The sequence below is a fragment of the Massilia sp. LjRoot122 genome, from assembly GCF_964252725.1.
GTDB lineage: Bacteria > Pseudomonadota > Gammaproteobacteria > Burkholderiales > Burkholderiaceae_D > Telluria.
Window position 1 is genome coordinate 4,706,306 of record NZ_CAXUPB020000001.1, and the last position, 25,836, is coordinate 4,732,141.

Sequence of the window (25,836 nt, forward strand, 5' to 3'; positions counted from 1 at the left end):
AGAACATGATTGAAGTCCACGATGTACGCAAGAAGTTCGGCGCCGTCCAGGCGCTGGGCGGCGTCAGCTTCACCGCGCGCGACGGCCAGATCACCGCGCTGCTCGGCCCCAACGGCGCCGGCAAGACCACCCTGCTGCGCACCCTGGTCGGCCTGCTCAAGCGCGACCACGGCAGCATCTCGATCGACGGCGTCGACCCGGAAAAGGATCCGATGGCGGTGCGCCGCAACATCGGTTTCCTGACCGACCAGTTCGGGCTGTACGAGCGCCTCACCACGCGCGAATACCTGAGCTATTTCGGTGAGCTGAACGGCATGGAGCGCCCCGCCATCGCCAAGCGTATCGACGAAGTGTCCGAGCTGCTCGGCATGGAAGACATCGTTGCGCGCCGCAGCAAGGGCTTCTCGCAGGGCCAGCGCATCAAGGTCGCGCTGGCGCGCACCCTGCTGCACCGCCCGCGCCACCTGCTGCTGGACGAACCGAGCCGCGGCCTGGACGTCATGAGCACGCGCGCGCTGCGCACCGCCCTGGGCGCCCTGCGCGCCGACGGCTGCTGCGTGATCATGGCGACCCACGTGATGCAGGAAGTGATGGCCCTGTGCGAAGACGTGATCGTCATCTCCGGCGGCCATACCGTGGCCCAGGGCTCGCCTGAAGAACTGTGCCGGCGCACCGGCATCGCCGACCTCGAAGACGCCTTCGTCAGCCTGGTCGGCACCGAAGAAGGAATCGCATGAAATCGAAGCTGATGATCGTCTTGCGCAAGGAGCTCAGCGAGACGCTGCGCGACAAGCGCACCCTGGGCATGCTGGCCCTGGTCACCCTGCTGTACCCGCTCCTGATCGGGCTGGTCCTGCACCAGCTGATCGACAAGAGCACCAAGTCCGAGCGCGAAGGCGTCGAGCTGGCGGTGATCGGCGCCAAGCATGCGCCGACCCTGATGTCGCAACTGGGCCAGAAGAACATCACGGTCAAGGACACGGCGCCGATGGACGACGATGCCATCGGCGAGCTGCTGCGCGCCAAGAAGGTCGCGGCGGTGCTGCGCCTGCCGGACGACTTCGCCGAGAACTACCAGGCGATGCGGCCTGCCCGGGTCGAGATCTGGTACGACTCGGCGGCGGAAAGCTTCAGCCAGCGCCGCGAAGTCGAGGACGTGCTGGACGCCTACCGCAACAACATCGCCAGTGCCCGCCTGCTGGCGCACGGGGTCTCGCCGGCCACGCTGTCGCCGGTCATGGTGCAGCGCTACGACACCGGCACCAACGCCTCGCGCTCGGCGGCCCTCATCGGCAGCCTGCTCGGCATGCTGTTCCTGCCCGCCTTCATCATGACCATGTCCGCGGCGGTCGACAGCACCGCGGGCGAGCGCGAACGCCGCTCGCTCGAAGTGCTGATGGCGCAGCCGGCAGCGACCTGGGAACTCATCGGCGGCAAGGTGCTGGCGGTCAGCCTGCTGGGCATCGTCGGCGTCACCATCGAGCTGATGCTGGGGCACGTCATCCTCAAGTGGCTGCCGCTCGAGGAAATCGGCCTGTCGTGGAGCGTGGGCTGGGGCCAGCTGCTGCTGGTCTGCCTGGTCACGGTGCCGCTGTCGCTGCTGGCCGCGGCGCTGTACGTGACGCTGGCGATGAACGCCAAGACCTTCAAGGAAGCCCAGACCATCCTGAGCATCGTGATGCTGGTGCCCTTCATCCCCAGCATGGTCGTGTCCTTCATGGACCTGAAGACCGCGCAGTGGATGTACCTGGTGCCCATGCTGTCGAACCAGACCCTGGCCAAGGAACTGTCGAAGTCCGGCGACATCGGCGCCCTGCCCTTCCTGCTGACCTTCCTGTGCTCGGCCATCCCCGCGCTGCTGCTGGCGGCCTTCGCCAGCTGGCGCATGAAGAGCGAACGCTACGTGCTCGGCGTCTGAGGCCGTAAACACCGGGGCGCCGGCAAAGGCGCCCCGCCTGCCTTACAATGCTCCGCAGTCAATCCTCAGCGGAGAAATCGAATGGAAGTGAAAGTCAGCTGGAACGGCCCCTCGGGCATGAGTTTTCGCGCCGAGACCGGCAGCGGCCACATGGTGGCGATGGACGGCGCGCCCGAAGGCGGCGGCCACAACCTGGCGCCGCGCCCGATGGAGATGGTCCTGGTCGGCACCGGCGGCTGCACCGCGTATGACGTGGTGCTGATCCTCAAGCGCGGCCGCGAGGACGTGCGCGGCTGCGAGGTCACGCTGCAGGCTGAACGCGCGGACAGCGATCCGAAGGTCTTCACCAAGATCAACTTCCACTTCACGGTCACGGGACGCAATCTGAAACCGGCGGCGGTCGAGCGCGCGGTCAGCCTGTCGCACGACAAGTACTGCTCGGCCTCGATCATGCTGGCCAAGACGGCGGAGATTACGCACTCGGTGGAGATTGTGGAGGTTTGATTGTTTCGCCAGCCGGTCGCCAACGCTTCAACTAACCGCTAACCTTAAAACCGTCATTCCGGCGAAGGCCGGAATCCAATTCCGTCGAGTAGACGTAACGCACGCAAAATTAGGTTCCCGCCTGCGCGGGAACGACGTGCTGGAGCTTCGTAGAATACCGAAGCCGCCGCCTCGCAAGCAGACTTGGGTTCCGGCCTGCGCCGGAACGACGTTCCGGGCGAATCAGATGTGATACGCCGTCGTCGTCATCACCTTCGACATCGCCGTCATCAGCATCTTGACCGGCACCGGCGTATCCGCCGCTCCCAACGCCTGCGCCGACGCGCCGTGGGCGATTTCATCGACCCGCATCTGTTCCACGATCGCGCGCGACTTCGCGTCCTGCGGCGGCAGGTCTTCGAGGTGGCGGTTCAGGTGGGCCTCGACCTGGCGCTCAGTCTCGACCACGAAACCGAGGCTTTGCGGATCGCCCAGCTTGGCGGCGATGCTGCCCAGGACATACGAGCCGGCATACCACAGCGGATTGAGCAGGCTGGGCTGCGATCCCAGTTCGGACAGGCGCTCCGCCGTCCATGCCAGGTGGTCTTCTTCCTCGCGTGCCGACTTCGCGAACTGGGCGCGGATCGTCGGGCTCTTGCCGAAACGCGCCTGCGCATCGTACAGCGCCTGCGCGCACACTTCACCGACGTGGTTCACGCGCATCAGGCCCGCGCTGTGGCGGCGCTCGTCGTCGCTCAGTTCGCAGTCGGTGGCGTGCGCGCCCGGGTTCGGGCGCGAAGAAGCGGCGACGCCGCCGACCACGCGCAGGGCCTTGTCGAAGCCGGTGATCAACTGGTCGAGAGGGGAACTGGAACGGTAGGCGCTCATGATGTGATCAATGCAAAATGCGAAAACATCATTATAGGCCCTGCGCCGGACCTCAGGCGCCCGCGGCTCCGACCTCGGCCTTTCAGGCCTTGCTGCGTGCGATCCAGTCGGCCAGCGGGCCGCTGGGCTCCAGCCCGGAGATGTTCTTCGCCACGCCCAGGTTCAGCTCGAGCAGAAAGGGAATCGATGCGACCGGCACCTCCGGGCAGTGGCGCCCGAAGGCCTCCATGAAACGCCCGCACTCGACGGTCGGCATCACCTTCTGGCCGCTCATGAACTGCAGCACGCTGGTGATGGTGTGGCCCTTGCCGAGCGTGTGATAAATGAAGCGGTTGAATTCGCGGTCGACCTTCTTGAAGTCGATCGTTTCCTCGGTCATCAGCGCCGCCAGGTAGAACAGCCCCAGCGCGGCCCGGAACCAGTCGGTCGACTCGGTGCGGTCGCGTCCTTCGCGCATCAGCGCCAGCAGCTTGTCCTGGATGGCCTTGTTCATCCTGTCATTATCCACATTTCTATCGATTGCGGGAGCAATGTTTTCCTGAAGAAATAATTAGTGCATGCCGACATGCGTTCTGTCCGCAAATTATGCAGGCTGGGCTACGGAAGTGACCGTGCGTCGCAGAGTTACCACAAACCGCGTGACAATTTTATACAATGCAAGTGTTGAAAAAGGTTTATATGCACGCTTGGGGGCATTGATGGAATTGAAAATCCGCAATTTGTCGAAGACTTACGCCAATGGCGTGGTCGCGCTCGACCGTGTCACCCTGAACATTCCAGCCGGAATGTTCGGGCTGCTCGGTCCGAACGGCGCCGGCAAATCGACGCTGATGCGGATCCTGGCCACCCTGCAGGAATGCGATTCGGGTTCGGTGTTCCTGGACGATATCGACGTGCTGGACGAGAAGGACGAAGTGCGCCGCATGCTCGGCTACCTGCCGCAGGATTTCGGCGTCTATCCGAAAGTGACCGCTTACGAACTGCTCGACCATTTCGCCCAGCTCAAGGGCCTGTCCCACAAGCACCGCCGGCGCGAGGTAGTCGACGGCCTGCTCCAGCAAACCAATCTCTGGGAAGTGCGCAACCAGCGCCTCGGCGGCTTTTCGGGCGGCATGCGCCAGCGCTTCGGCATCGCCCAGGCCCTGCTGGGCGACCCGCGCCTGATCATCGTCGACGAACCCACCGCCGGCCTGGACCCGCAGGAGCGGGTGCGCTTCCACAACCTGCTGTCCGAGATCGGCGAGGACAAGACCGTCATTCTGTCCACCCACATCGTGTCCGACGTGGCCGACCTGTGCGCCAACATGGCGATCATCCACAAGGGCCACGTGCTGCTGTGCGGCGACCCGCAGGATCTCACCTACGAGATCGAGGACTACATCTGGGCGCGCTTCGTCACCAAGCAGGAGCTGCCGGTGTTCCAGAAGCGCCACCAGGTCATCTCCACCCGCCTGCTCACCGGCCGCACCCTGATCCACGTGTATGCCGAAAGCGACCCGGGCGACGGCTTCGAGCCGGCCCGCGCCAGCCTGGAAGACGTGTATTTCGCCACCATCGCCGGCAAATTCAACGCCGCCGCGGGAAACTGTTAAGTAATGTCCTCCCTGTTCGCCATCGCCCGCTTCGAAGCGCGCCAGCGGCTGCGGCTGCTGTCCACCTGGATCTACTTCGGACTCTTCCTGGCGCTGGCGATGCTGTGGATGGCGGCGGCGGGCGGCGCCTTCCGCGATGCCATCGTCACCTTCGGCGGCCGGGTCCTGATCAACGCGCCGCGCCAGATCGCGCTGACCGCCTCCTTCCTCGGCTGCTTCGGCGTGGTGGTGGTGGCGGCCGTGATGGGCCGTTCGGTGCAGCAGGACTTCGAATACGAGATGCAGCATTTCTTCTTCAGCGCGCCGATCCGCAAGGCGGATTACGTGCTGGGACGCTTTCTCGGGGCCTTCGTCACGCTGGCGGTGATCCTGTCGAGCATCGTGCTGGGCGCCTGGCTCGGCAGCTTCATCCCCGGCATCGAGCCCGACCGCCTGGGGCCGAACGGGATGGCGGCCTACCTGCTGCCCTGGCTGCTCACGCTGCTGCCGAATACCTTCATCTTCGGCGCCCTGTTCTTCGTGCTGGCCGCGCTCTCGCGCCGCATGCTGCCGGTGTACGTGGCCAGCATCGTCATGATGATCGGCTACATCGTCGCGCCCTCGCTGGCGCGTGACCTCGACTACAAGACCCTCGCCGCGCTGATCGATCCCTTCGGCACCACGGCCCTGATCCGCCTCACCGAATACTGGCCGATCGCCGAGCGCAACACGCGCCTGGTGACCCTGGAAGGCGTCTACCTGATCAACCGCCTGATCTGGGTGGGCTTCGGGCTGGTGGTCCTGCTGCTCGGCTACTGGCGCTTCCACACCACCGGCAACCTCGACCCGCGCCACAAGAAGGGCCAGCAGCTGGTGGAAGCGCCGGCGCCGCTGTCCCAGGCTGCCGTCGACACCCGCGAAGCGCCCGACTTCGAACGCCGCAGCCTGGCTTTCCTGCTGGGGAAGTCGGTCTGGTACAACCTGCGCGAGTCGAGCAAGAACGTGTATTTCCTGGCCCTGGCGGTCGCCGGCGCCCTGATCCTGGCCGCCAGCTCGCTCGACATCGGGTCGATCTACGGCACCAATACCCTGCCCGTCACCTACATGGTGCTGGACCTGATCCGCGACGTGTTCGAGCTGTACATGCTGGTGGTGACCACCCTGTTCGCCGGCGAGATGGTGTGGCGCGAACGCGAGGCGCGCATGTCGCAGATGCTCGACGCGATGCCCGCGCCGACCTGGCTGCCGCTTGCCGGCAAGACCCTGGCGCTGATCGGCCTGCAGGCCCTGCTGCTGGTGATGGCGATGCTGGTCGGGATGCTGATCCAGCTGTTCAAGGGCTATTTCGGGCTGGAGCCCGGCCTCTACCTGCGCTTCCTGTTCACGGTGCTGCTGCCGCACTATGCGCTGCTGGCGGTGGCGGCGGTCGCAATGCAGGTGGTCGTCAACAACCGCTACCTGGCCTACTTCATCTTGATCGCCCTCTACCTGGTCGCCGGCACTGCGCGCGGCTTCGGCTTCGACCATCCGATGCTGGTCTACGGGACCACGCCGTCCTTCAGCTACTCGGCGATGAACGGCTTCGGCCATTTCCTGGTACGCGAGTACCTGTTCCAGCTCTACTGGGGCGGCCTGGCGCTGATGCTGATGGTCGCCGCGCGGGTGCTGTGGGCGCGCGGCGTCGATACCGGCTGGCGCGAGCGCCTGCGCCTGGCGCGCCGCAACCTTTCCCGGCCGGTGCTGGCCGGCTTCGGCGCGGGCCTGCTGGTCTTCGCCGGCACCGGCGCGCTGCTGGCCTACGAACTGCATGCGGGCGGCTACCAGACCAGCGCCCAGCAGGAGCGCGCGCGCGCCGACTACGAACTGCGCTACCGCCGCTCCGCCCGGCTGCCGCAGCCGCGCATCACCGACGTCAACCTGCAGGTCGACATCCGGCCGGGGACGCGCGCGCTGTTCGTGAAGGGTTTCTACCAGCTGGAGAACCGCAGCCAGGGTCCGATCCAGGACATCGTCCTGTACCAGCAGCGCGGCGCCGAGCTGTCGGCACGCTTCTCGCAGGCGGCGCGCCGGGTGGCGGCCGATCCCGAGCTCGGCTTCTACCGCTACCGCCTGGTCCAGCCGCTGGCGCCGGGCGCGCGCATGGCGCTCGAATTCCACCTCAAGTATGCCCCGGGCGGCGTGCTGGGACTGGGCCGCGATACCCCGGTCGTCGGCAACGGCAGCTTCTTCACCAACGAGGTCATGCCGCGCATCGGCTACCAGCCCTCGGTGGAGCTGCAGGATGACCGCGACCGCAAGCGCCGCGGCCTGCCGCCGAAGGACCCGATGGCCGCACGCGAGGACCTGGCTGCGCGCGCCAACAACGGCGTGGGCGTGGACGCCGACTGGATCAATTTCGACGCGGTGGTCAGCACCAGCCCGGACCAGATCGCGATCGCCCCGGGCACGCTGGAAAAAGAGTGGATGCATGGCGGCAGCCGTTACTTCCACTACCGGATGGACAAGCCGATCCTCAACTTCTATGCCTTCCAGTCGGCGCGCTACGAAGTACGGCACGACCGCTGGCAGGACGTGACCATCGACGTGTTCTACCACCCGGGCCACGAGCTCAACGTGGAGCGCATGATCCGCGGCGCCCAGGCCGGCCTCGACTACGCCTCGCGCCGCTTCGGCCCCTACCAGTTCAACGCGCTGCGGATCGTCGAGTTCCCGCGCTACGCGCGCTACGCCCAGGCTTTCCCTGGCACCATCCCGCTTTCGGAAAGCATGGGCTTCATCGCCCGCATCGACGAGGATTCGCCGAAGGACATCGACTATCCGTTCTACGTCAGCGCCCACGAGGCGGCGCACCAGTGGTGGGGCCACCAGCTGGTGGGCGCCGATACCCGCGGGTCGACCGTGCTGTCGGAGAGCCTGTCCGAGTACACCGCCCTGATGGTCATGAAGCGCGCCGTCGGCGGCCAGAAGATGCGCCGCTTCCTGCGCTACAACCTGGACGCCTACCTGATGGGCCGCGCCGTCGAGCGCCGCAAGGAGCTGCCGCTGGCGCAGAACGAACACCAGGACTACGTCCACTACCGCAAGGGCAGCCTGGCGCTCTACCTGCTGGCCGACCTGCTGGGCGAGGACGCCGTCAACGGCGTGCTGCGCGGTCTGCTGAAGGAACACGGGTTCAAGGGCGCGCCCTACCCGACCGTGCTGGCCCTGGTCGACGGGCTGCGCGCCGTCACGCCGCCGGACAAGGCCTACCTGATCGACGACCTGTTCGAGCACATCGCCCTGTACGAGAACCGCACCGACAGCGCCACCGTGCGCCGGCGCCCGGACGGCAAGTTCGAGGTGACGATCACCGCGCATGCCGGCAAGGTGCGCGCGGGCGAGCTGGGCGACGAGAAGCCAGCGCCGCTGAAAGACTACATCGAATTCGGCGTCGACGACCGCAACGGCAACCCGCTGGCGCGCGAGCGGCGCCTGGTCGACCGGGCCAGCCAGACGGTCACGCTGGTGGTCGGCGCACGCCCGGCGCGGGCCGGCATCGACCCCGATAACAAGCTGATCGACAGAAAACCGACGGATAACATGCTTCCAGTCGACAACCCCTAAAACTACAGGTAATATTCAGAAATATTATCTGAAGGAACATCATGTCGAACCTGGTTGCCGAGATCGCCGAAAAGATCCAGCTGCTGAGCGAAGAAGACAAGCATGCGCTGGTGCGCCTGCTGCTCCAGGACATCGATGTGCCCGACGAGGATGCCGATGAAGCCTGGCGCAACGAGATCGTGAATCGCGTCAAGGCGATCCGCAACGGCGAAGCGGCCATCCGCGCGCTGCAGGAATGGCAGGAGTAAGATCCGTCTGGCGCTCCGTGCGCCCACCAGAAGAAACCGCGGCCAGACCGCGGTTTTTGTTTTTCAGCCCTGGCCGCCATCGTCGGCGGCCCGTATTTTCCTGAGCATCTCCGCGGTCTCCGCCGGCACGGTCTCGCTATAGCGCTTCATCACGATGTCGCGGCGGTCCGGGCCGACGCAGCTCAGGGTCTGCCCCTGGGCCTCATAACGGCAGGTGATCGTCATCGCTTCCGGCGCCGGTGCCTTGTCCCCGGGGCGCAGGATGGAGCGCGGGATGAAGGGCTGTGCCTTCAGGACGTCGCCGTCGACCACCGCCCGCAGCGGCAGGCCCATGATGACGCGCGCCGCCGCCGGTTTGCCCTTGTCCGGGCCGCCGGTATGCGTCATTGGCGGCGTCGACCCGGTGAATGAGCCGAAGCCATCGGACAGCAGCAGCAGTTCGTATTGCGCAACCGTACCGGCGTACAAGGACTCGGCAGTGCCCCACGCCCCGGCCAGGTGCGCCGGCACGGGGTCGGCGGCATGCGCGGACAAGTGGCATGCCGTGGCCAGCGCCAGCAGCAGGCAGCGTGACGGCACGCGCTTCATGCCTGCGTCCAGTAGTCGAGCACCAGCGATCGATCGAGGCAGCTGCCCAGGGTGGCGACGAAGCGCTGGTGCGCCGGGTGCACCAGGTAGGCGTCGCGCGCCGCATCGCTGGCGAAGCTCAAGGTGAAGCAATGGGTGAAGCCCTGGTTGAGGCCTTCCGGGCTGACGTTCGTGCCCCACTCGTAGGCGGCGATGCCGGGAATCTCGGCGGGCAGCCGGCCGAAGTCGGCGACGACGGCATCGACGGCATCCGCGCCGGCATCGGCTTTGAATGCGAACAGCACGACATGGCGCAGGATCGGTTTGGCTGGCATAAAGCTCCTTGTGATTGCGTGGTCTACCTCGCCCACTGCAGCGAGGGAATGTAGTCGGCACTGTCGGAGATCGAATTGTGCCCGGCCCCGTCGATGACGCGCATCTGCGCCACGCCCGTGGGGAAGTGCGACAGCAGCCGCCGGGCGCTGTCCGCCGGGATGATCTCGTCCTGCCCGGCCGCGAGCAGCAGCGTGGGCGCCTTCACGCGCGGCGCATGGTGCGAGGATGCGTAGCGGTCGCGCAGCAGCCAGCCCACCGGAAAATACGGGAACTGGCGGGCGGCGAGGCCGGCCAGGCTGTCGAAGGGCGTGACCAGGACCAGCCGGCTGACCGGCCGCCGGCTGGCCAGCTGCACCGCCACACCGCTGCCGAGGCTGCGCCCGATCACGACGATGTCCTGGTGCTCGCGCGCGACCCGGTCGAACAGCGCCAGCGCATCGCCCACCAGCGCCTCTTCGGACGGGCTGCCGGTGCTGCCGGTGTAGCCGCGGTAATGCAGGAGATAGAGCGCACGCTCGGGGAAGGCGCGGTCCAGCAGGGGCAGGCTGGCCGTGACGTCCTCGGCGTTCCCGCCCAGGTAGATCAGGGCCCGCTCCCCCGCCAGCGGCCGTTCGGACACCTTCACGGTGGCGCCCGCCACCGCGAGGATCGAGGTCTCGGGCGCCGCGTAGGCGGCGACCGCAGGCGGAAAATAGATCAGCGAGCGCTGCATGAAAAACAGCGCAAGGCAGGCAGCCGCATAGATGCCCATGGCGAGCAGCAGGGTGACGGTCAGGGTCTTCTGCATGCCCCGGGGACCGGGCGGACATCGTCGAGGCTGAACATGTCGGTCTCCTCCGTCGGGTAATGGCCATCGATCTTACACGCAGACGCCGGGCGTCCGCGTACGCCACGAGAAATCCGGGACGCTTATTCCACCTCGGCGGCGCCAAGCGCCTCCGCCTGCGCCGCCGGGCGCGGCTTGGCGGCACGCGCCACCTGGCGGCCACGCGGCAGTGCCGGACGGACCGGTGGACGCGGCAGGGGCTGGGCCGCCGCTTTTGCCGACGCTTTGGCCTGCTCCACCAGCTGGAAGGTATCCACCAGCTGCGCCAGCCCGCCGGCCTGCTCGCGCATCGCGGCCGCCGCCGCCGCGGCCTGCTCGACCAGCGCGGCATTCTGCTGGGTCACCTCGTCCATCTGGGCGATCGCGCCGTTCACCTGCTCGATGCCTTCGCGCTGCTCTTCGCTGGCAGCCGCGATCTCGCTGATGATGTCGGACACGCGCTTCACGCTGGACACCACTTCGTCCATCGTGCGGCCGGCCTGGTCCACCAGGCGCGAACCGGCTTCCACCCGCGACACCGAGTCGCCGATCAGGCCCTTGATCTCCTTCGCCGCCGCGGCCGAGCGCTGCGCCAGGTTGCGCACCTCGCCCGCCACCACCGCGAAGCCGCGGCCCTGCTCGCCGGCGCGCGCCGCCTCGACTGCCGCGTTCAGCGCCAGGATATTGGTCTGGAAGGCGATGCCGTCGATCACGGTGATGATGTCGGCGATCTTGCGCGAAGCCTCGTTGATCGAGCCCATCGTCATCACCACCTCGGCCACCACCTCGCCGCCGCGCACGGCGGTGTCGGCGGCACTTGCGGCCAGCTGGGTGGCCTGGCGCGCGTTGTCGGCGTTCTGCTTGACGGTCGAGGTCAGTTCCTCCATCGAGGACGCGGTTTCCTCCAGCGAGCTGGCCTGCTGCTCGGTACGGCTCGACAAGTCCTGGTTGCCGGCCGAGATCTCGCCGGCCGCGGTCGCGATGGCGCCGGTGCCGGCACGCACCTTCGACACGATCGCTACCAGCGACGCATTCATGTCCTTCAGCGCCGCCATCAGTTCGCCGGCCTCGTCCTTGGTGCGGACCTTGACGTCGCTGGTCAGGTCCCCTTGCGCCACCTTGCTGGCCAGGTTGACCGCGCGGCGTAGCGGGATGCTGATGTTGCGGCCCAGCTGGTAGGCCATGAAGAGCGCCAGGATGCCGGCGATCAAGCCGCCGCCGATGAGCGTGCGGCGCATGGCCGAGCGGGCCTCGACGATATTCGTCGCGCGCTGTGCCATCAGCAAATCCTCGGCTGCCCTCAGCTGCGATACCACCGTGCGCATGGCGTCCATGCCGGCCTTGCCCTTGCCTGCCTGGACCGTTGCGACGACTTGCGACAGGTCGCCGTCGCTTGCTGCGCGACGCTGGGCGATCACCGGATCGATTGCCTGCGCCAGCCAGTCGCGCTGGTGCTGCGCAAGCTGTTTCAGGCGCCCCTGCTGTGCCTCGTTGTCGGTGGTGAGCGCAAGCGCCTGGTCGAGGTGCTGCTGGAAGTCCTGCTTGCCCGCCGTGTACGGCTGCAGCGAGGCCTCCTGGCCGGTCAGGGCATAGCCACGTTCGCCGGTTTCGATATTCACCAGCGCTTCCATTGCGCCATCGACTTCGGCCAGCACCCGGTAGGTGTGGACATTGGCGTCGTTGGCGGAGTCGAGCGCGGTGACTTTGGCGTAGGCGATGGCGACCACGATGCCGGTAATGCCGATCAGGATGCCGTAGCCGAGGTATAGGCGGGTCGCGATTTTCAGGTCGGAGAGCTTCATGGGTTCAGACGGGTCTCGATATCGTTGTAAGTGTTGTGCCCGGTGACAGGCGGACCGAATGATGAAACTTTATGCGTCAATTACTTGATCGATTATTACCGGAATGAGTGATTAATGAAAAGCAAATTTTAGGGTGATGGGAATGGATGCGGTGCGGATATGCAAGGGAATTGGATCCCGGCCTGCGCCGGGATGACGTTGGTAGATGGTAGGAGATTTGAATACCTGCGACGTTGGCAAAAATAGCTAACCGCAAAACCGTCGTTCCGGCGAAGGCCGGAACCCAATTTGACTTGCAAACCGCCAGTGCAAAAAAAACGCGAACCCTCAGGTTCGCGTTTTCCACCGCCAGCAAGGCAGGATTACTTCTTCGCCGCCGACGCAATCTTCTTCGCCGCCGGCTTGCGCGCCGCCGTCTTGGCCGGCGCTTTCGCCGCGGCCTTGGCCGCGGTCTTGGCTGGTGCTTTGCGCGCCGCCTTCACCGGTGCCGCCGCACCGTCCGCGCCTTCCGCTCCCTCGGCAGCGCCATCGTCCGCAGCCGCCTTGGCCTTCGCGCCCGGCTTGGCCTTGCGCTCCTCGAACTCGAAGCTGATCTTGCCGTCCTTGCCGCGCACCAGGAAGGCCTTGAAGGCGCGGCGGGTGCGCTGCGACACGAAGCCCGGCAGCAGGTCGGTCTTGCCGTCGTTGAGCAGCTTGGCCATCTGTTCCGGCAGGATCTCCTGCTGCAGGATGATGCGGCCGCTGCGGAAATCGCAGGCCTTCGGCTTGGCGACCGTCTTCTCGCACACGTAGGCCAGGCCCATCTCGTACACACCGGAAGCGCACTTCGGGCAGGGTCCGAGCACGGTCTGGCCGGTGAAGTCGACGCCCTCGCCTTCCTCGCCGTCGTCCTGGTCCTGGCCGAAGTCGAATTCGAGCTTGAAGTTCTTGATGTCTTCATCGCGCACGATGCGCAGGATCGCCGCGAACGGACGGCCCATCTTCGAGCGGAAGCCCTGCAGCGGACCGATGGTGCGGTTCTTCAGCAGTTCTTCGACCTCACTGATCTCGAACTGGCGGCTGCCCGGCGTCTTCGACATCGAGAACTCGCACTTGGTGCAGGCGAAGCGGCGGTAGTTTTCCTTGACCACGCCGGCGCAGTTCGGGCACGGCGTCTGCAGGGTCGCATAGTCGCCCGGGATGGTCTCGTTGTCGTATTCCTTGGCGCGCTTGACGATAATCTGCGTCATCTGCTGGATCTCGCGCATGAACTCGTCGCGCGAGATCTTGCCCTTCTCCATTTGCGACAGCTTGAATTCCCACTCGCCGGTCAGCTCGGGCGCGGTCAGTTCATTGACGCCCAGGCCGCGCAACAGCGTCATCAGCTGGGACGCCTTGGCGGTCGGGATCAGCTCGCGGCCTTCGCGCACCAGGTATTTTTCGGTGAGCAGGCCTTCGATGATGGCCGCGCGCGTCGCCGGCGTGCCCAGGCCCTTGCCGGCCATGGCGTCGCGCAGCTCGTCGGAGTCGACCAGCTTGCCCGCGCCTTCCATTGCCGACAGCAGCGTCGCTTCGGTGTAGCGTGCTGGCGGTTTCGTCACCAGGCCGTTCGGGTTCACCTTGTCTGCCAGGACCTTCTCGCCCTTCTGCACCGGCACCAGGTTGGCGCCGTCCTTGTCGTCGGTCTGCGACTCCTTGCCGTAGATTGCCAGCCAGCCGGGGTTGGTCATCACCTTGCCCTCGGTCTTGAACTGGTGGCCCGAGACTTCGGTGAAGCGGGTCGTCACCAGGAACTCGGCCGGCGGGAAGAACACGGCCAGGAAGCGGCGCGTCACTAAGTCATAAAGCTTTTGTTCCGGCTCGGTCAAATTCTTGGGGATGACGCCGGTCGGGATGATCGCGAAGTGGTCCGAGATCTTGGTGTTGTCGAAAATGCGCTTGTTCGGCTTGACCCAGCCGTTCTTCAGCACCTGCTTCGAGAACTGCTGGTAGTTGTTGGTGTCGTTCAGCGACTCCATCGTGCTCTTGACGGTGGCGATGTAGTCTTCCGGCAGGTGGCGCGAATCGGTACGCGGGTAGGTCAGCACCTTGTGCTTCTCGTACAGCGCCTGGGCCAGGCCGAGCGTGTTCTTGGCCGAGAAGCCGAAGCGGCCGTTGGCCTCGCGCTGCAGCGAGGTCAGGTCGAACAGGGCCGGCGCCATCGAGGTGGTCGGCTTCGATTCCTCGGTGACCACGCCCTGCTTGCCGCGGCAGGCAGCCACGATCGAGTCGGCGGCGGCCTTGCTCCACAGGCGCTCGGCGCGCTTCTCCGGATCGTTCTCGTCCTTCTTGAAATTCTGGTCGAGCCAGCGGCCTTCATAGATGCCGGCCGCGCACACGAATTCGGCGCGCACTTCCCAGTAGTCGCGCGGGATGAACTTCTTGATCTTTTCTTCGCGCTCGACCACGATCGACAGGGTCGGGGTCTGTACCCGGCCCACGGTGGTCAGGTAGAAGCCGCCCTCCTTCGAGTTGAAGGCGGTCATGGCGCGGGTGCCGTTGATGCCGATCAGCCAGTCCGCTTCCGAGCGGCAGCGCGCGGCATCGGCCAGCGGCAGCATCTCGTCGTCGCTGCGCAGGTTATTGAAACCGTCGCGGATCGCGCCCGGCGTCATCGACTGCAGCCACAGGCGCTTGACCGGCTGCTTCGCTTTCGCATTCTGGGCGATCAGGCGGAAGATGAGTTCTCCTTCGCGGCCCGCGTCACATGCGTTGATCAGGGTAGTGACGTCCTTGCGCTTGATCAGCTTGTTCAGCACCTTGAGGCGCGATTCGGTCTTGGCGATCGGGTTCAGCGCGAAGTACGGCGGGATCATCGGCAGGTGGGTGAAACTCCACTTGCCGCGCTTGACGTCGAACTCTTCCGGCACCGCGATTTCGAGCAGGTGGCCGACTGCGGACGACAGCACGTACTGGTCGGACTCGAAGTACTCATCGTGCTTGGTAAAGCCGCCCAGCGTCTTCGCGATGTCGTTCGCGACCGACGGCTTCTCGGCGATGATGAGGGATTTGGTCATAGTGTTTCTCGGGTGCTCTATATATAAGTGGCTTTTGCCCGCGCATCATACATGCTTGCAGGCTGGACGGTTGTGAAAGCCGTAGTGTCCGAATAGTAACAATCTGGATTGAGCGGCCAATGATAAGCGCGATGCCGCGCCGACTGCAAGTGCACATTCCGCTGGCGGAGCGCACCCTGGTGAGGCAGCGCGGCCCAAAAATGGTGGCACAGAAACGAAAAACGGGGCCTGAGCCCCGTTGTGTATTCTGTTGGATCGCTTAGTGCAGCAAGCGTGGTTCCTGGTCGTCGTCGTCGCCGAAGAGGTCGTCGAACATGAGCGCATCGGGCTCCTTGCCCTGGCTCCACAGGACCATCAGCACGATGATCTTGAGCTTGCCCAGCGCCACCGGCGACTCGTCGCAGGCCAGCGCCCGCTCGATGACGATTTCGCGCTGCGTCGGACTGAGCACCTTGGCGCTCTCGAGGAACTGGATGAAGCCGATGGCAGCGCTGCCCAGTTCGATGTATTCCTCGTCCACATAATAGCGGATGCCGGTGCATGCATCGATTGCGTCGGAAACTGCCGCTTCGGTCAGCCCGGACAGCCAGTCGAGCGCCTCGGAAATTTCGATGTCATCGAAACCGACGGCGGACAGCTTGCGTGCCAGGGCCGCCGGCTCGGGGCAGGCGTCAGGACGATAGTACGTCTCGTAGAGGTAAACCAGGATGTCGAACATAGTGACGCTACTGTAGCAGCTAAGCTCGCCGAGGCACAAGTGTGGCACGCGCGCGCTCGCGCCCTGCACATAAAACGTTGTTTGGAGGCCTTATCGGTTCATTCAGTTTTGTCGATATTTAACAGAAATCAGGCCAAACATTTCACAAACTTAACTCAAGAAGAATACTCTTTCAGACATTGCCTCATGCGCGACGCATGGAAGAGAACGCTTATACTTCCAAAAATTGAAGCGTCTTATCCTGCTCCGACCACGCGTTGCACGCGCCCATCGGGCAGCCGCTCGAGCAGTCCGGCCAGCTCGAGCGCCAGCAGTTCGCCGGCCAGCCGGCCGGCATCGCCTTCCGTGCAATCGAGCAGCCTGTCGGGCGCTACCGGATCGTGGCCCAGCACCGCCAGCAAGCCGGCCTTGCCCGCATTGCATGGCGGCGCAGCCATGCGCGCCAGCGGCGACACCCGCATCGCATCGAGCACTTCGTCCACGGTCTCGACCAGGTGCGCGCCCTCGCGGATCAACTGGTGGCAACCCTTGGCCAGTGCCGAGTGGATCGATCCCGGCAGTGCGAACACCTCGCGCCCCTGCTCGGCCGCCATCTGCGCCGTGATCAGGGATCCGGACTGCGCCGCCGCCTCGACCACGAGCACGCCGGCCGCCATGCCGCTGATGATGCGGTTGCGGCGCGGGAAATTGCTGGCGACAGGAGGCGTGCCCAATGCGTATTCGCTGACGATGCAGCCCTCTTCCGCGATGCGGTGGGCGAGCGCGCGGTTGCGTGCCGGATAGACACGGTCGGGGCCGGTGCCGATGACGGCGACGGTCGCGCCCGGGCCGCGCAAGGCGCCTTCGTGGGCGGCGGTATCGATGCCGAGCGCCATGCCCGACACCACGCACAGGCCCGCCCGTGACAGGGCTTCGGCGAAGTTCCCGGCATTGGCCCTGCCCTGGGTGCTCGCATTGCGGCTGCCGACCATGGCGATCATGGGCGAGGACAGGAGGGAGCGCTGCCCCGCTATATAGAGCAGCAATGGCGGATCAGAAATGTGCCGCAAGGACGGCGGATAGTCGGCGTCCTGCAGCGTGAGGAGATGGTGGTTCGGCTGGGACAGCCAGTCCAGCGTGAGGTCGAGCTGGCGTGCGAGCTCGGGCGTGACGGGAGCGCACAGCGCGGCGGCCTGCGCGGCCGGCACGTGGCTGGCCAGGGCCGCATGGCCGGCGCGGAAGATTGCCGCGGGCGAGCCGAAGGCATCCAGCAGCAGCCGGGCAGTCCGGCACCCCACCCCGGCCGTCCCCTCCAGCCGGATCCAGTCGGCGACGGCACGGGTGTCCGGAAGGCTGGATGCGGGAGATGAGGGGGCCGTGTCCTGCACGGTAGGGTTTACTCCGGTGAGCGGGCCACGTCGCCGACTTCCACCGGCGCCGTCACTTGCATGATCAAGCCGTACGAAACGTTCTTGAACACACGGAAAATGAACAGGCTGCCATATTGCTCGTCGGGCAGCTTGATCGTCTGTCTGCCGAAGCCGAGCACGCCTTTCTTGGCCGGGTCCGGCACCGTCTTCCCGAGATGATAGAGCTGCAGCACGGAGCCGACATCGAGTCCGTCAACAGAACCGCGGTTCACGGTGACGACCTGGCTCTGGCCGGCGTAGGTCACGCCCGCATAGATCGACATGACGCGCCCATCGACGGTCTGGGCCGGCGGGTGCGGCATGTAGTTGCGCACCGGCGAAGGCGGCATCGGGATCAGCAGGTCGCCCACGCCCATCTCCTGGCGCGTCTCGCTGACGCGGAAGCTGTGCGCATCGACGCCCGGCGCCGCCGCGCGGTCGAGGGTGACGCTGCCCAGGTAGGCGGCCTCGTGCGCCAATACCTTGCCGGTCTGCGGGTCCTTCAACGCGCCGCTCGGACGGAATACCTGGAAAGTCTTGCCGCCCTGCAGTTCGCCTTTGACGTAGACGCGGTCGCCGGTGCCGAGGTAGACCCGGCCTTCCTGCGAGGCGACGATGCGCGGCGCACGCGCCAGTTCGCCCGCCTCGACCACCAGCGGCTGGGTCAGGTAGGGTTCGATCATGCCGGCCGGGATCGCCTGGATGGCGTCGCGCTCGAGCGATTCGCTGCGCAGCTGCGGCGACAGTTTGGTGATCGGCGGCTCGCCACGGCCGTCGCCTTCGCCCGGAGGGTTCAGGGACAGGCGGCCGCGCGCGCGGTCGAAATAGATGATCTGGCCAGGATAGATCCAGTGCGGGTTGCGGATCTCGTCACGGTTCATGCCCCACACCTGCGGCCAGCACCAGGGGTTCTGCAAGAAGGTGCCGGAAATGTCCCAGAGCGTATCGCCCTTGACCACGACGTGCTGGTCGGGCGCATTCGGACGGAAGCTGCAGTTTGCAGCCTGGACCGGGGTCGCCACGGCACACGCGACCAGCGCCACGGCAGCAGCGCGGGTCACGACTGTGCTAAAATTTTTCATTGCATACGTCCGTCATTGCGTCCGCTGTTGCGTACATGGATTGCGGCTTTGACACCGGATGGACAAAAGGTTGCCGTACTGAATCAAATTCTGCACACAAATCCCTGAACTAGCAAGACAAACCGCGTCCTGCCGGAGCGAAGAGGTGTTGCATTTCTGTACGCGCGCACAAACCTTATTGAACTGATACTCCCTTTTACTATTCGACCATGGCCTTACTGAAGATCCTCCGCTACCCTGACCCGCGCCTGCACAAGATCGCCAAGCCGGTTACCGAATTCGGCACCGAGCGCCTGCGCCAACTGGTCAAGGACATGGCCGAAACCATGTACGACGCACCGGGCGTCGGTCTGGCCGCCACCCAGGTGGACGTGCACGAGCGCGTGCTCGTCATCGACGTCAGCGAAACCACCGACCAGCTGATGGTCTTCATCAACCCGGAAATCACCTGGGCCAGCGAAGAAAAGCAGGTCTACGACGAAGGCTGCCTGTCGGTGCCTGGCATCTACGACGGCGTCGAGCGTCCGGCGCGCGTCAAGTGCAAGGCCTATGACGTCGAAGGCAAGGAATTCGAAGTCGAGGCCGATGGCCTGCTGGCCGTGTGCATCCAGCACGAGATGGACCACCTGATGGGCAAGGTCTTCGTCGAATACCTGTCGCCGCTCAAGCGCAATCGCATCAAGGCCAAGCTGCAGAAGGAAGAGCGTGGCCTGGAACGCGACGCCGCGCTGCGCTCCGCGCGCCGATGAAAGTTGTCTTCGCCGGCACCCCCGAGTTCGCCGCCGTCGCCCTGCGTGCCCTGCACGAGGCCGGCTTCGAGATTCCTCTGGTCCTGACCCAGCCCGACCGCCCGGCCGGGCGCGGCATGCAGCTGCAGGCCTCTGCAGTGAAGCAGTATGCGCTGGCCCATGGCATGGAAGTGGCGCAGCCGCTTTCTTTACGCATGGATGCGAAGGACCCGCAGCGCGCGGAAGAAGCGCGCGCCGCCCATGAGCGCCTGCTGGCCCTGGATTACGACGTGATGGTGGTGGCGGCCTATGGCCTGATCCTGCCGCTCAGCACGCTCAATATCAAGCCCTGCATCAATATCCACGGTTCGCTGCTGCCGCGCTGGCGCGGGGCGGCGCCGATCCACCGCGCGATCGAAGCGGGCGACCTTGAAACCGGCGTGACCATCATGGGCATGGAAGAAGGCCTCGACACCGGGCCGATGATGCTGATCGAACGCATCGCGATCGAGGGTGCGGACACCACCGGCAGCCTGCACGACAAGCTGGCCGCGCTGGGCGGCCGCATGATCGTCGATGCGCTGCGCAAGATGGCCGCCGGTCAGCTGGAGGCCGTGCCGCAGCCGGAAGCGGGCGTGACCTATGCCGCCAAGATCAGCAAGGAAGAAGCCAAGCTGGACTTCACGCTGCCGGCCGAGCTGCTGTGGCGCAGGGTGCGTGCCTTCAATCCCTTCCCGGGTGCGCAAGGGCTGGTCGAGGGCGTGACCGTCAAAGTGTGGAATGCGGAACTGGTGTCGGGCAATGGCGCGCCGGGTCAGGTGCTGGCGGCCGATGCGCAAGGCATCGTGGTCGCATGCGGCAAGGGCGCACTGCGCATGACTGAACTTCAAAAACCCGGCGGCAAGCGCCTGGCGGCTGCGGAGTTCCTGAAAAGCTTCCCGCTGGCCGGGAAAGTCTTCTCGTAAAAGAAAATCGGGGCATTCGCCCCGATACATTACTTCATTACTTCTCTTGCGGCGCCGCAGCACGCTGCGCATCCATGTACTCACGCAGTACCTGGTTGATGCGGGTCTGGTAACCCGGACCAGCCGACTTGAACCATTCCAGCATGTCCACGTCCAGGCGGATCGTGACGATCTGCTTCACGCCGTTGATCGTTTGCGGCTTCGCGGCGACAGCCGGTTCTTCGATGCGGTTCACCGGTTGATCCCAATCCGGCTCATACTCTTTGTTCATGCAATCATCCCGTTAAAAGCTTCGCCAACACTGTGGCGACGGGGTAATTGTCGTCCGTGTATGTAACGTAAAGATTGCGGATACACCGGGTTTTGTAACGTCATGTAACAGTTTGCGATTTCCATACATAAAGATACATACACAAAACCGGCTTTTTGGCCTCGCCTGAGCGATGCCGCGTCATGACGTATAATCGTAGACCGCCCAACAGTTAACGGCCTGTAAAGCCGTTTTTCGAGAAAGACGCCACATGAACGCCCCACTTCGCACCCTCTCCCCGATCGACTCCCAGCTGCGCGACATCCTGAAGCGCCGCATCATGATCCTGGACGGTGCGATGGGCACCATCATCCAGCAGTACAAGCTGGATGAAGCGGCCTACCGCGGCGAGCGTTTCAAGGATTTCGCCGCCCCCAAAGGCGCTGGCGCGCGCGAGCTGTTCGTCAAGGGTAACAACGAGCTGCTGACCCTCACCCAGCCGCACATCATCCAGGAAATCCACGAGCGCTACCTCGCTGCCGGCGCCGACCTGGTCGAAACGAATACCTTCGGCGCCACCGGCGTCGCCCAGGACGACTACCACATGGCGCATCTCGCCTACGAGATGAACGTGCAAGCCGCGAAGCTCGCGCGTGCCGCCTGCGACAAATACAGCACGCCGGACAAGCCGCGCTTCGTCGCCGGCGCCCTCGGCCCGACGCCGAAGACCGCCTCGATCTCGCCGGACGTCAACGACCCGGCCGCACGCAACATCACTTTCGACCAGCTGGTGGCGAGCTACCACGAGCAGGTGCGCGGCCTGGTCGACGGCGGGTCCGACCTGCTGCTGGTCGAGACCATCTTCGACACCCTGAACTGCAAGGCCGCGCTGTTCGCGATCGACCAGTACTTCGACGAGCATCCGGAAACCCCGCGCCTGCCCCTGATGATCTCGGGCACCGTCACCGACGCCTCGGGCCGCATCCTGTCCGGCCAGACCGTCGCCGCCTTCTGGAACTCGGTGCGCCACGCCAGGCCGCTGACCATCGGCCTGAACTGCGCCCTCGGCGCCGCGCTGATGCGCCCCTATGCCGAAGAGCTGTCGCAGATCGCCGATACCTTCGTGTGCATCTACCCGAACGCCGGCCTGCCCAACCCGATGAGCGACACCGGCTTCGACGAGCTGCCCGCCGATACCTCGGCCCTGCTGCGCGAGTTCGCCGACGCCGGCTTCGTCAACATCGCCGGCGGCTGCTGCGGCACCACGCCCGAGCACATCGCCGCCATTGCGAAGATCCTCGAAGGCCACACGCCACGCCAGGTGCCGGCCATCCCGGTCGCGATGCGCCTGTCGGGCCTGGAGCCCTTCACCATCGACGACAGCTCGCTGTTCGTGAACGTCGGCGAGCGCACCAACGTCACCGGCTCCAAAGCCTTCGCGCGCATGATCCTGAACGAGCAGTTCGACGAGGCGCTGTCGGTGGCGCGCCAGCAGGTCGAGAACGGCGCCCAGGTCATCGACATCAACATGGACGAGGCGATGCTGGATTCGGTGGCCGCGATGACGCGCTTCCTGAACCTGATCGCGTCGGAGCCCGACATCTCGCGCGTGCCGATCATGATCGACTCCTCCAAGTGGTCGGTGATCGAGGCGGGCCTGAAGTGCGTGCAGGGCAAGGCCATCGTCAACTCGATCTCGATGAAGGAAGGCGAAGAGGAATTCATCCGCCAGGCCACCCTGTGCCGCCGCTACGGCGCCGCCGTCATCGTGATGGCCTTCGACGAGCAGGGCCAGGCCGACACCTTCGCGCGCAAGACCGAGATCTGCGGCCGCGCCTACAAGGTGCTGGTCGAGAAGGTCGGCTTCCCGCCGGAAGACATCATCTTCGACCCGAACATCTTCGCGATCGCCACCGGCATCGAAGAGCACAACAACTACGCCGTGGACTTCATCGAAGCCACCGCCTGGATCCGCAAGCACCTGCCGCACGCCAAGGTCTCGGGCGGCGTGTCGAACGTCTCGTTCAGCTTCCGCGGCAACGACCCGGCGCGCGAGGCGATCCACACCGTCTTCCTGTACCACGCGATCAAGGCCGGCCTGACCATGGGCATCGTCAACGCCGGCATGGTCGGCGTCTACGACGACCTGTCGCCGGAACTGCGCGAGCGCGTCGAGGACGTGGTGCTGAACCGCCGCGAGGACGCGACCGAGCGCATGATCGAATTCGCCGGCACCCTGAAGGCCGGCGGCGGCAAGCAGGAACAGAACCTCGAGTGGCGCGAGGCAAAGGTCGAGAAGCGCCTGGCGCATGCGCTGGTGCACGGGATCACCCAGTGGATCGTCGAAGACACCGAAGAGATGCGCCAGCAGGTGCTGAACGCCGGCGGCCGTCCGATCCACGTGATCGAAGGCCCGCTGATGGACGGCATGAACATCGTCGGCGACCTGTTCGGACAGGGCAAGATGTTCCTGCCGCAGGTGGTGAAATCGGCGCGCGTGATGAAGCAGGCCGTGGCCCACCTGATCCCCTTCATCGAAGAAGAGAAGGCGGAAGAAGAGCGCCGCACCGGCATCGTCGCCAAGCCGAAGGGCAAGATGGTCATCGCGACCGTCAAGGGCGACGTCCACGACATCGGCAAGAACATCGTCTCGGTGGTCCTGCAATGCAATAACTTCGAGATCGTGAACATGGGCGTGATGGTCCCGTGCTCGGACATCCTGGCCAAGGCCAAGGAAGAGAATGCCGACATGGTCGGCCTGTCGGGCCTGATCACGCCTTCGCTGGAAGAAATGGCCCACGTGGCGCGCGAGATGCAGCGCGACCCTTACTTCCGCGAGAAGAAGATCCCGCTGCTGATCGGCGGCGCCACCACCAGCCGCGCCCACACCGCTGTCAAGATCGCGCCGCACTACGAAGGCCCGGTGGTCTACGTGCCGGACGCCTCGCGTTCGGTGTCGGTGGGCCAGTCGCTGCTGACCGACGAGACGCGCGACGCCTACATCATCGAGCTGGCCCAGGACTACGAACGCATCCGCGTGCAGCACGCCAACAAGAAGGCGCTGCCGATGCTCACGCTCGAGCAGGCCCGCGGCAACAAGGCGCGCCTGAAATACGCCCCGGTGAAGCCGAAGTTCATCGGCCGCCGCGTGTTCAAGAACGTCGAGCTGGGCGAACTGGCGCGCTACATCGACTGGGGTCCCTTCTTCCAGACCTGGGACCTGGCCGGGCCCTACCCCGCCATCCTCAGCGACGAGGTGGTGGGCGAAGCCGCGTCCAAGGTGTTCGAGGAAGCCCAGGCGATGCTGAAGAAGATCATCGAAGGCCGCTGGCTGACGGCCAACGGCGCGATCGCCCTGCTGCCGGCGAACTCGGTCAACGACGACGACATCGAGATCTATACCGACGAGTCGCGCAAGGACGTCGCCTTCACCTGGTACGGCCTGCGCCAGCAGGGCGTCAAGCCGGTGGTCGACGGCGAACAGCGCCCGAACCAGTGCTTGTCCGATTTCGTCGCGCCCAAGGACTCGGGCGTGGCCGACTACATCGGCATGTTCGCGGTGACCGCGGGCCTGGGCATCGAAAAGCACGAGCAGCGTTTCGAGGCGGCGCTCGACGACTACTCGTCGATCATGCTGAAGGCCCTGGCCGACCGCCTGGCCGAAGCCTTCGCCGAATACCTGCACGAGCGCGTGCGTACCGACTTGTGGGGCTATGTGGCCAACGAGGATCTGTCGAACGAGGCGCTGATCGCGGAACGCTACCAGGGCATCCGCCCGGCGCCGGGCTACCCGGCCTGCCCGGAACACACGGTGAAAGCCGAGCTGTTCCGCACCCTGCAGGCCCAGGACATCGGCATGGAGCTGACCGAGTCCTTCGCGATGTATCCGGGCGCCGCGGTGTCGGGCTTCTACTTCGCCCACCCGGACTCGAAGTACTTCGTGGTCGGCAAGATCGGCGACGACCAGGTCGAGGACATGGCGCGCCGCCGCGGCATGGACAGGGCCGAACTGGAACGCTACCTCGCGCCGAACCTGTAATCGATGCACGGACGCGACGCGGTCTGGTCGCACTATCGATTACCGTAGCGTGGGCGGGAGACCCGCCCACCCTACGGAAACCCGACTCAGCGCTTAGATCGCGTAGCGAACGACCTTGTCGCTCCACTCGAAAGCCGACACCTCGAGTTCGGCCAGGTCGTCGCCGTCCATCGACAGCTCGTGCAACGCGGGCAGCACCTCGTCCTGCGCGTCGTCCATGCGCTCGATCGATTCAGCCAGACTCAGCAGCTCGCCGAAGAAGCCCTTGCGCACCAGCAGCGCGTGACGCACTTCGTCGATCACGGGAATCTGTTCCACGATGTCCTGCATCGGGATACAGAACAGCGTGTCCATCAGCGACATCATGCCCACCGTGAAGGCGATGTCCGCCACGTTGCGCTGGCTGGGGCGCAGGCGCTCGGCCAGCAGCTCCATCAGGCGCGCGCGGGTCGTGGCCAGCATCAGGAGCGGACTCAGGTTGTGACCGCGCACGCCGGGCTCGGCGTACAGCATGATCTGCAGCCAGCGCTGCAGCTGGCGGCGGCCCAGCAGCATCAGGGCCTGGCTGATCGACTCGATGCGCCGCCCTGCCCCGGCCGCCGGGGTGTTCACCAGGCGCAGCAGGTTCAGGCCGAGCGTGACGTCCTTCTTCACGGCGCGCTCGATCTCGATGTTGTCGGCATCCGAGCTCACCAGGTTCATCAGCTCCATCACCGCCGCCTGCGAGGGCGACAGCTTGCGGCCGGCGATCACCGTCGGCTTGGCAAAGTAATAGCCCTGGAAGTAATCGAAGCCGATGTCCAGGCAGGTGCGGTATTCGTTGTGGGTCTCGACCTTCTCGGCGACCAGGCGCTTGCCGGTGCCGCGCAGGCGCGGCGCCAGCGACAGCAGGGTCACCACCGGCAGCTCGCGCAGATCCATCTTGACGTAGTCGATCACCGGCAGCAGGCGCGCCAGGCTGGCGCCGTGGGCCGAGGCCTCGGCCGCGAAGCGGAATCCGTGGGTCGACAGTTCGGTCATGCGCTGGATCACGGCATCGGTCGGTTCGACCGAGCGCACGATCTCCAGCACGGTGCGTTCGCGCGGCAGGAAGGCGAACATGTCGCTGTGAAGCACGTCGGTGTCGACGTTCAGGAAGGCGGTGGCATCGCCGATCGCGCGCGGCAGGCCCAGCTGCGAAGCATGGTGGATCACGCTGGCGCTGGCCGACAGCCCGGAATCGATCTGCGCCGGCCCCTGGGCGCTGCCGCGGAACAGCAACTCGTAGCCGAACAGCGCCTGGTTACGGTCGAGCACCGGCTGGCGCCCGAGGTAGAAATTGCGCAGTTTTAAAGGCTGGGAGGCCTGATCAGGGCTGGCGGTATCGGTCATGTCGTCTGGTGGGCTCGCGAACCTGGATACTTTACCGTA

At 65.3% G+C, this 25,836-nt stretch carries 21 protein-coding genes; 9 read left to right on the forward strand and 12 right to left on the reverse strand.

The window, feature by feature from the left end; all coding sequences use genetic code 11:
- Window positions 1-5 precede the first annotated feature (5 nt).
- The 3 genes from ACSQ25_RS20690 to ACSQ25_RS20700 all read left to right on the forward strand — a co-directional run bounded on the left by ACSQ25_RS20690 (window position 6) and on the right by ACSQ25_RS20700 (window position 2,422).
- Window positions 6-737 carry an ABC transporter ATP-binding protein gene (locus tag ACSQ25_RS20690; protein ID WP_436107546.1) on the forward strand — a complete coding sequence of 244 codons (732 nt, stop codon included), beginning with the start codon at window positions 6-8 and terminating at the stop codon, window positions 735-737.
- On the forward strand, window positions 734-1,918 hold the full coding sequence (locus ACSQ25_RS20695) for an ABC transporter permease (protein WP_436107547.1): 1,185 nt from the start codon (window positions 734-736) through the stop codon (window positions 1,916-1,918). Before ACSQ25_RS20690 ends, ACSQ25_RS20695 begins: the two co-directional genes overlap by 4 nt.
- A gap of 81 nt (window positions 1,919-1,999) precedes the next feature.
- A complete protein-coding gene (locus ACSQ25_RS20700) occupies window positions 2,000-2,422 on the forward strand; it encodes an OsmC family protein (protein WP_436107548.1) in 423 nt (140 codons plus the stop codon).
- 222 nt (window positions 2,423-2,644) lie between these two features.
- Here ACSQ25_RS20700 and coq7 read toward each other — a convergent pair whose 3' ends face one another.
- A complete protein-coding gene (coq7, locus tag ACSQ25_RS20705) occupies window positions 2,645-3,289 on the reverse strand; it encodes a 2-polyprenyl-3-methyl-6-methoxy-1,4-benzoquinone monooxygenase (RefSeq protein WP_436107549.1) in 645 nt (214 codons plus the stop codon).
- Window positions 3,290-3,371: 82 nt separating this feature from the next.
- Complete coding sequence (locus tag ACSQ25_RS20710; protein WP_436107550.1) at window positions 3,372-3,782, reverse strand: hypothetical protein; 411 nt, start codon at window positions 3,780-3,782, stop codon at window positions 3,372-3,374.
- A gap of 205 nt (window positions 3,783-3,987) precedes the next feature.
- Between ACSQ25_RS20710 and ACSQ25_RS20715 the strand changes: the two genes are divergently transcribed.
- The 3 genes from ACSQ25_RS20715 to ACSQ25_RS20725 are packed head-to-tail and all read left to right on the forward strand — an operon-like array spanning window position 3,988 to window position 8,711.
- A complete protein-coding gene (locus tag ACSQ25_RS20715; RefSeq protein ID WP_436107551.1) occupies window positions 3,988-4,881 on the forward strand; it encodes an ABC transporter ATP-binding protein in 894 nt (297 codons plus the stop codon).
- A gap of 3 nt (window positions 4,882-4,884) precedes the next feature.
- Window positions 4,885-8,463: a M1 family aminopeptidase gene (locus ACSQ25_RS20720; RefSeq protein ID WP_436107552.1), complete on the forward strand. Its 3,579-nt coding sequence runs from the start codon at window positions 4,885-4,887 to the stop codon at window positions 8,461-8,463.
- A 41-nt stretch (window positions 8,464-8,504) separates the two neighbouring features.
- Complete coding sequence (locus ACSQ25_RS20725) at window positions 8,505-8,711, forward strand: addiction module protein (protein ID WP_436107553.1); 207 nt, start codon at window positions 8,505-8,507, stop codon at window positions 8,709-8,711.
- A gap of 63 nt (window positions 8,712-8,774) precedes the next feature.
- Here ACSQ25_RS20725 and ACSQ25_RS20730 read toward each other — a convergent pair whose 3' ends face one another.
- From ACSQ25_RS20730 to ACSQ25_RS20765, 8 genes are all read right to left on the reverse strand, one after another.
- Entirely contained in the window at window positions 8,775-9,299 is a 525-nt protein-coding gene (locus tag ACSQ25_RS20730) for a hypothetical protein (protein WP_436107554.1), read from the reverse strand.
- Window positions 9,296-9,613 (reverse strand): Dabb family protein, encoded by a 318-nt coding sequence (locus tag ACSQ25_RS20735; RefSeq protein ID WP_436107555.1) that lies wholly within the window; start codon window positions 9,611-9,613, stop codon window positions 9,296-9,298. The genes ACSQ25_RS20730 and ACSQ25_RS20735 overlap by 4 nt, the downstream gene beginning before the upstream one ends.
- A gap of 23 nt (window positions 9,614-9,636) precedes the next feature.
- Window positions 9,637-10,401 (reverse strand): alpha/beta hydrolase, encoded by a 765-nt coding sequence (locus ACSQ25_RS20740; RefSeq protein ID WP_436107556.1) that lies wholly within the window; start codon window positions 10,399-10,401, stop codon window positions 9,637-9,639.
- Between the two features lie 122 nt (window positions 10,402-10,523).
- On the reverse strand, window positions 10,524-12,221 hold the full coding sequence (locus ACSQ25_RS20745) for a methyl-accepting chemotaxis protein (RefSeq protein ID WP_436107557.1): 1,698 nt from the start codon (window positions 12,219-12,221) through the stop codon (window positions 10,524-10,526).
- Between the two features lie 362 nt (window positions 12,222-12,583).
- A complete protein-coding gene (locus tag ACSQ25_RS20750) occupies window positions 12,584-15,256 on the reverse strand; it encodes a DNA topoisomerase III (RefSeq protein ID WP_436107558.1) in 2,673 nt (890 codons plus the stop codon).
- Between the two features lie 259 nt (window positions 15,257-15,515).
- Window positions 15,516-15,974, reverse strand: coding sequence for a DUF494 family protein (locus ACSQ25_RS20755; RefSeq protein ID WP_436107559.1), 459 nt, complete (start codon window positions 15,972-15,974; stop codon window positions 15,516-15,518).
- Window positions 15,975-16,210: 236 nt separating this feature from the next.
- Window positions 16,211-17,341, reverse strand: a complete 1,131-nt coding sequence (gene dprA / locus ACSQ25_RS20760) for a DNA-processing protein DprA (protein WP_436107560.1) — start codon at window positions 17,339-17,341, stop codon at window positions 16,211-16,213.
- Between the two features lie 8 nt (window positions 17,342-17,349).
- Window positions 17,350-18,444, reverse strand: a complete 1,095-nt coding sequence (locus ACSQ25_RS20765) for a LysM peptidoglycan-binding domain-containing protein (RefSeq protein WP_436107561.1) — start codon at window positions 18,442-18,444, stop codon at window positions 17,350-17,352.
- 209 nt (window positions 18,445-18,653) lie between these two features.
- Between ACSQ25_RS20765 and def the strand changes: the two genes are divergently transcribed.
- On the forward strand, window positions 18,654-19,193 hold the full coding sequence (def, locus tag ACSQ25_RS20770; RefSeq protein ID WP_436107562.1) for a peptide deformylase: 540 nt from the start codon (window positions 18,654-18,656) through the stop codon (window positions 19,191-19,193).
- On the forward strand, window positions 19,190-20,137 hold the full coding sequence (fmt, locus tag ACSQ25_RS20775) for a methionyl-tRNA formyltransferase (protein WP_436107563.1): 948 nt from the start codon (window positions 19,190-19,192) through the stop codon (window positions 20,135-20,137). The genes def and fmt overlap by 4 nt, the downstream gene beginning before the upstream one ends.
- Window positions 20,138-20,174: 37 nt before the next feature.
- Here the strand turns inward: fmt and ACSQ25_RS20780 are convergent, their stop codons facing one another.
- A complete protein-coding gene (locus ACSQ25_RS20780) occupies window positions 20,175-20,408 on the reverse strand; it encodes a BrnA antitoxin family protein (RefSeq protein WP_436107564.1) in 234 nt (77 codons plus the stop codon).
- Window positions 20,409-20,658: 250 nt separating this feature from the next.
- Between ACSQ25_RS20780 and metH the strand changes: the two genes are divergently transcribed.
- The gene (metH, locus tag ACSQ25_RS20785) at window positions 20,659-24,426 is read left to right on the forward strand and encodes a methionine synthase (RefSeq protein WP_436107565.1); all 3,768 of its coding nucleotides are present in this window, start codon (window positions 20,659-20,661) and stop codon (window positions 24,424-24,426) included.
- A 93-nt stretch (window positions 24,427-24,519) separates the two neighbouring features.
- On the opposite strand, the gene ACSQ25_RS20790 is transcribed toward metH, so the two are convergent.
- Window positions 24,520-25,797 carry an EAL and HDOD domain-containing protein gene (locus ACSQ25_RS20790; RefSeq protein WP_436107566.1) on the reverse strand — a complete coding sequence of 426 codons (1,278 nt, stop codon included), beginning with the start codon at window positions 25,795-25,797 and terminating at the stop codon, window positions 24,520-24,522.
- Window positions 25,798-25,836 lie beyond the last annotated feature (39 nt).

Excerpts from the sequence above, each read along its gene's own strand:
- ACSQ25_RS20715 (WP_436107551.1), top strand. The coding sequence starts at position 3,988 with ATGGAATTGAAAATCCGCAATTTGTCGAAGACTTACGCCAATGGCGTG.
- ACSQ25_RS20765 (WP_436107561.1), bottom strand. The coding sequence starts at position 18,444 with ATGAAAAATTTTAGCACAGTCGTGACCCGCGCTGCTGCCGTGGCGCTG.
- ACSQ25_RS20755 (WP_436107559.1), bottom strand. The coding sequence starts at position 15,974 with ATGTTCGACATCCTGGTTTACCTCTACGAGACGTACTATCGTCCTGAC.
- ACSQ25_RS20710 (WP_436107550.1), bottom strand. The coding sequence starts at position 3,782 with ATGAACAAGGCCATCCAGGACAAGCTGCTGGCGCTGATGCGCGAAGGA.
- ACSQ25_RS20700 (WP_436107548.1), top strand. The coding sequence starts at position 2,000 with ATGGAAGTGAAAGTCAGCTGGAACGGCCCCTCGGGCATGAGTTTTCGC.
- ACSQ25_RS20750 (WP_436107558.1), bottom strand. The coding sequence starts at position 15,256 with ATGACCAAATCCCTCATCATCGCCGAGAAGCCGTCGGTCGCGAACGAC.
- ACSQ25_RS20690 (WP_436107546.1), top strand. The coding sequence starts at position 6 with ATGATTGAAGTCCACGATGTACGCAAGAAGTTCGGCGCCGTCCAGGCG.
- coq7 (WP_436107549.1), bottom strand. The coding sequence starts at position 3,289 with ATGAGCGCCTACCGTTCCAGTTCCCCTCTCGACCAGTTGATCACCGGC.
- ACSQ25_RS20790 (WP_436107566.1), bottom strand. The coding sequence starts at position 25,797 with ATGACCGATACCGCCAGCCCTGATCAGGCCTCCCAGCCTTTAAAACTG.
- metH (WP_436107565.1), top strand. The coding sequence starts at position 20,659 with ATGAACGCCCCACTTCGCACCCTCTCCCCGATCGACTCCCAGCTGCGC.
- ACSQ25_RS20730 (WP_436107554.1), bottom strand. The coding sequence starts at position 9,299 with ATGAAGCGCGTGCCGTCACGCTGCCTGCTGCTGGCGCTGGCCACGGCA.
- fmt (WP_436107563.1), top strand. The coding sequence starts at position 19,190 with ATGAAAGTTGTCTTCGCCGGCACCCCCGAGTTCGCCGCCGTCGCCCTG.
- ACSQ25_RS20735 (WP_436107555.1), bottom strand. The coding sequence starts at position 9,613 with ATGCCAGCCAAACCGATCCTGCGCCATGTCGTGCTGTTCGCATTCAAA.
- ACSQ25_RS20695 (WP_436107547.1), top strand. The coding sequence starts at position 734 with ATGAAATCGAAGCTGATGATCGTCTTGCGCAAGGAGCTCAGCGAGACG.
- ACSQ25_RS20745 (WP_436107557.1), bottom strand. The coding sequence starts at position 12,221 with ATGAAGCTCTCCGACCTGAAAATCGCGACCCGCCTATACCTCGGCTAC.
- ACSQ25_RS20720 (WP_436107552.1), top strand. The coding sequence starts at position 4,885 with ATGTCCTCCCTGTTCGCCATCGCCCGCTTCGAAGCGCGCCAGCGGCTG.
- def (WP_436107562.1), top strand. The coding sequence starts at position 18,654 with ATGGCCTTACTGAAGATCCTCCGCTACCCTGACCCGCGCCTGCACAAG.
- ACSQ25_RS20780 (WP_436107564.1), bottom strand. The coding sequence starts at position 20,408 with ATGAACAAAGAGTATGAGCCGGATTGGGATCAACCGGTGAACCGCATC.
- ACSQ25_RS20740 (WP_436107556.1), bottom strand. The coding sequence starts at position 10,401 with ATGCAGAAGACCCTGACCGTCACCCTGCTGCTCGCCATGGGCATCTAT.
- ACSQ25_RS20725 (WP_436107553.1), top strand. The coding sequence starts at position 8,505 with ATGTCGAACCTGGTTGCCGAGATCGCCGAAAAGATCCAGCTGCTGAGC.